Source organism: Promicromonospora citrea (assembly GCF_013004695.1).
Taxonomy (GTDB): domain Bacteria; phylum Actinomycetota; class Actinomycetes; order Actinomycetales; family Cellulomonadaceae; genus Promicromonospora; species Promicromonospora citrea.
Genome location: NZ_JABEMG010000238.1, coordinates 1 through 3430, shown reverse-complemented (window position 1 = coordinate 3430; position 3430 = coordinate 1). Strand labels below are relative to the sequence as shown.

At 75.1% G+C, this 3430-nt stretch carries 4 protein-coding genes; 3 read left to right on the top strand and 1 reads right to left on the bottom strand.

Going from position 1 to position 3430, the window contains the following annotated elements; all coding sequences use genetic code 11:
- Positions 1–408, top strand: a 408-nt coding sequence (locus HLB15_RS23010) for a glycosyltransferase family 4 protein (protein WP_171109030.1), incomplete at its 5' end; no start/stop codon positions are given.
- A complete protein-coding gene (locus tag HLB15_RS23005) occupies positions 405–1010 on the top strand; it encodes a serine O-acetyltransferase (protein WP_171109028.1) in 606 nt (201 codons plus the stop codon). The genes HLB15_RS23010 and HLB15_RS23005, both read left to right, overlap by 4 nt.
- 99 nt (positions 1011–1109) lie before the next feature.
- On the opposite strand, the gene HLB15_RS23000 is transcribed toward HLB15_RS23005, so the two are convergent.
- The gene (locus HLB15_RS23000) at positions 1110–2873 is read right to left on the bottom strand and encodes a tyrosine-protein kinase domain-containing protein (protein WP_171109026.1); all 1764 of its coding nucleotides are present in this window, start codon (positions 2871–2873) and stop codon (positions 1110–1112) included.
- Positions 2874–3043: 170 nt separating this feature from the next.
- Between HLB15_RS23000 and HLB15_RS22995 the strand changes: the two genes are divergently transcribed.
- Positions 3044–3430 (top strand): glycosyltransferase (locus tag HLB15_RS22995; protein ID WP_171109024.1); only part of this gene is annotated, 387 nt, incomplete at its 3' end.

Genomic DNA, 3430 nt, shown 5'->3' with positions numbered 1-3430 from the left:
CTCGGCGGCGCGACGCTCGCGTTCGCGACCCGCGGCGCCGTCGCGGCGAGCGCGCGCGGCACGTCCCCGTTCAAGGTGGTCGAGGCCGCGGCGGCCGGCCTGCCCGTCGTCGCGACCGACGTGCCCGGCCAGGCCGAGGTGGTGCACGCCCTCGGCAACGGCCTCGTGGTCCCGCCCGGCGACCCCGCGGCACTCGCTCGGGCCGCTGCGCGCGTCGTCGCCGACGCCGCCCTGCGCGACAGGCTGTGCGAGCACGCCGTCGAGCGCGTGGGCGCCTACGACTGGACGGCGGGCAGCGACCGGCTCGGTGCGGCGCTCGCGGCGGCGGGACGCGCCGTCGGCAGGCCGCGGTGGGGGTTGCGCGCGCCCGTGGACAGCGACGACGAGAGAGCGGTGGTGACGCGATGAGCCAGGGGACGCCGGGCATGCGGGCCGGGGTCGGGGCGGATGCTGCGGGTGCGGACGGTGCGGGCCGTCCTGGGGCCGGGGCGCGGCGCGTGGGGCTGCTCGCCGACCTCGCGGCCAACCGGACGAGCGACGACCCGCGCCGCCCCGGGACGGCCGGTGTGCTGCCCACCGTGCTCACCCTGCGCTTCGCCGCGGCGTTCCTGTTCCGGGCGTCGGCCCTGGCCGGCGGCGTGCTGCCCGTGCTGGGCTCCGTGCTCAAGCAGGTGAACCACCTGGTCACGGGCGCGGACATCGCCTGGTCGGCGCGGATCGGGCCGGGCCTGGTCCTCTGGCACCCGACCGGTGTGGTGATCGGCTCCGGTGTGGTGATCGGCTCCGGTGCGCGGCTGCAGCAGGGCATCACCCTGGGCGCGGCCCGCTCCCGCACGGGCGAGGACGGCGACCCGGTGCTCGGCGACGACGTCTACGTCGGGGCGGGCGCCCGCGTGCTCGGTCCGGTGCGCGTCGGCGACCGCGCGCGCATCGGGGCGAACGCCGTGGTGCTCCGCGACGTCCCGGACGACGCGTCGGCGGTCGGGGTCCCGGCGCGGGTCCTGGGGTGAGGACGGGGCTGTCGGCAGTCCGGCCGGTGACCGGTGACACGGAAGCGGTGGGGCGACATGGTGCCGGGCTCGCCCCGGGAGAGTCCAGCCCGTGTGGCGTCAGCGGCGGGAGGTCGAGGGTTCCGCGGTGTGGTGACGCGCCGGTCCCTGGTCGGTGGAGTCCACCGGGTCCGCGGTGTCGGTGCTGGTCACCGGGGTTGGCTGCGCGGTGCGGGCCGGGGTGTCCGCGACCGGCGGCGTCTGCCGGAGCGGGGTCAGACGCGGGAACCGGATCCGGCCCGCTCCGGCACGGCCGGCCGCCACGGCGCCGCCATCCGTGCCCGTAGCCGAGCCCGCAGGCACGTCCGTCGGCCTCGACGCCCCCGCCGCGTCCCCGGTGCCGCCCCCCACCCCGAACCAGCGCGGACGGTCGCCACCGACCGCCGGCGCCGCGGCGTGCGACGGGCCGCGGCGGTCGCTCGCGCGTCGGCGCCGGCCGACCAGGCCACGCCGTCCCTTCGGTTCACCGTCGTCCTCGGCGTGGGGCCGGTAGTCGTAGTAGCCGGCCGAGTACGCGTCCGCCTCCCGGCCCGCCTTGTTCAGCACGACGCCGAGCACGCGGGCGCTGACCGCCGACAGGTTCGCGAGCGAGTGCCGGAGCTGCTCGCGGCGCACCTGGCCCGCACCGGCCACCATGAGCGCGCCGCTGGTCATCTTGGCGATGAGCGCGGCATCGGTCACGGGCAGGAGCGGCGGGGTGTCGATGACGACGTAGTCGTACTGCTCGCTCGTCTCCCGGATCAGCGTGGCCATGGCGCGCGAGCCCACGAGCTCGGCGGGGTTGGGCGGCACGGCGCCGGACGGGATCACGTACAGCCCCGCCGAGCCCCAGGGCTGGGCGACCTCGTCGACGGTCGCGCGCTGGATGAGCAGCGTCGTGAGCCCCACCGACCCCTCGATCCCGAGGTACCCGGCGACGGACGGCCTGCGCAGGTCGGCGTCGACGAGCAGCACCTTCGCGTCGGCGTCGGCCAGCGTGATGGCGAGGTTGATCGCGGTGGTGGTCTTCCCCTCGTCCGGGACGGAGGAGGTGACCACGATCGCCTGGGGGCCGCCGTCCAGGTCGAGGAACTGCAGGTTGGTGCGCAGCCGCCGGAACGCCTCCGAGCGGGTGTGGTACGGGCTGGCCTGCACGACCAGCGGGTGTTCCTTCGCCTCGTCGTCGAGGGAGATCGTGCCGATGACGGCGGCGTCGGTGACGGCGGACAGGTCCTCCTCCGAGCGCACGCGCGTGTCGACGAGCTCGCGCAGCACCGCGACCGCGACGCCCGCCGCGGCGCCGAGCAGGAGGCCCACGAGGATCATGACGGGGACGTTCGGGTAGCTCGCCGACCCGGGCGGCACGGCCTCGCGGACGAGCTGGAGCTGGACCGGGGAGTCGCCCACCTGCTGCGGGGTCTCGAGCTCGTCGACGCGCACGGCGAGCGACTCGGCGACGGTGTTGGCGATCCGGGCGGCGAGCGTCGGGTCGTCGTCGGTCACGGTGATGTCGATGAGCACCGTGTCGGTGACGGGCGCGGCCTGGACGCGCGAGGCGAGCTCTCCGGGCGTCGTGTCCAGCCCGAGCTCCTCGACCACGGACTGCAGCACCTGCGGGCTGCGCACCAGGTTGGCGTAGGAGACGACGCGCCGCTGCACGTACGTGGTGCCGGTGGCGAGCTCCGACGTCGACTCCGCTCCATGAAATGACACAAAGATCTGGGAGGAGGTCGTATACGCGGGCGTCCGCGTCAGCGCGAAGCCCGCGGCGAGCACAATTCCGGCAATTGCCAGAACGGTCACGGGAACCCATTGCTTACGGATGATCCTGAGGTATTCGGTCACGTTCAAAGCGTTCCCCTGACAGGCCTGCCTGCAGTTCCGTTGGTAATCTAACCGACGTTCCGACCAAGCGCGTCCGCTGGGACCATCACCCTTTTCCGGGCGAAGAAGGCACGCGACAGGGAGCTGCGCAGGTGCGAATTCTGCATGTCACGGACCGGTATTCCGGAGGCGTGGGCAGGGCCGTCGACCGCATCACCGAGCTCGTCCCCGAGGCCGAGCACCACCTGCTGTCCAGCGGGGTGGAGAGCACGGACGGCCGTGGCGCGTACGCGGGCACCGCCGCCCTGCCCGACGGCGCCGCGGCGCGCGTGCGGGCGGTGCGGGCCGCGGTCGGCGAGCTCGCGCCCGACGTCGTGCATGCCCACTCGAGCTGGGCCGGCCTCTACACGCGCGTGCTGCGGCTGCCGGTGCCCGTCGTCTACCAGCCGCACTGCTACTGGTTCGAGCGCCCCGACCTGCCCGGCCCGCTGCGCCGCGCGGTACGCGCCGCCGAGCGGTGGCTCGCGACGCACGGCTCGGTCGTCGCCGCGGTGAGCCCGCACGAGGAGCGCCTCGCG

Excerpts from the sequence above, each read along its gene's own strand:
- HLB15_RS23005 (WP_171109028.1), top strand. The coding sequence starts at position 405 with ATGAGCCAGGGGACGCCGGGCATGCGGGCCGGGGTCGGGGCGGATGCT.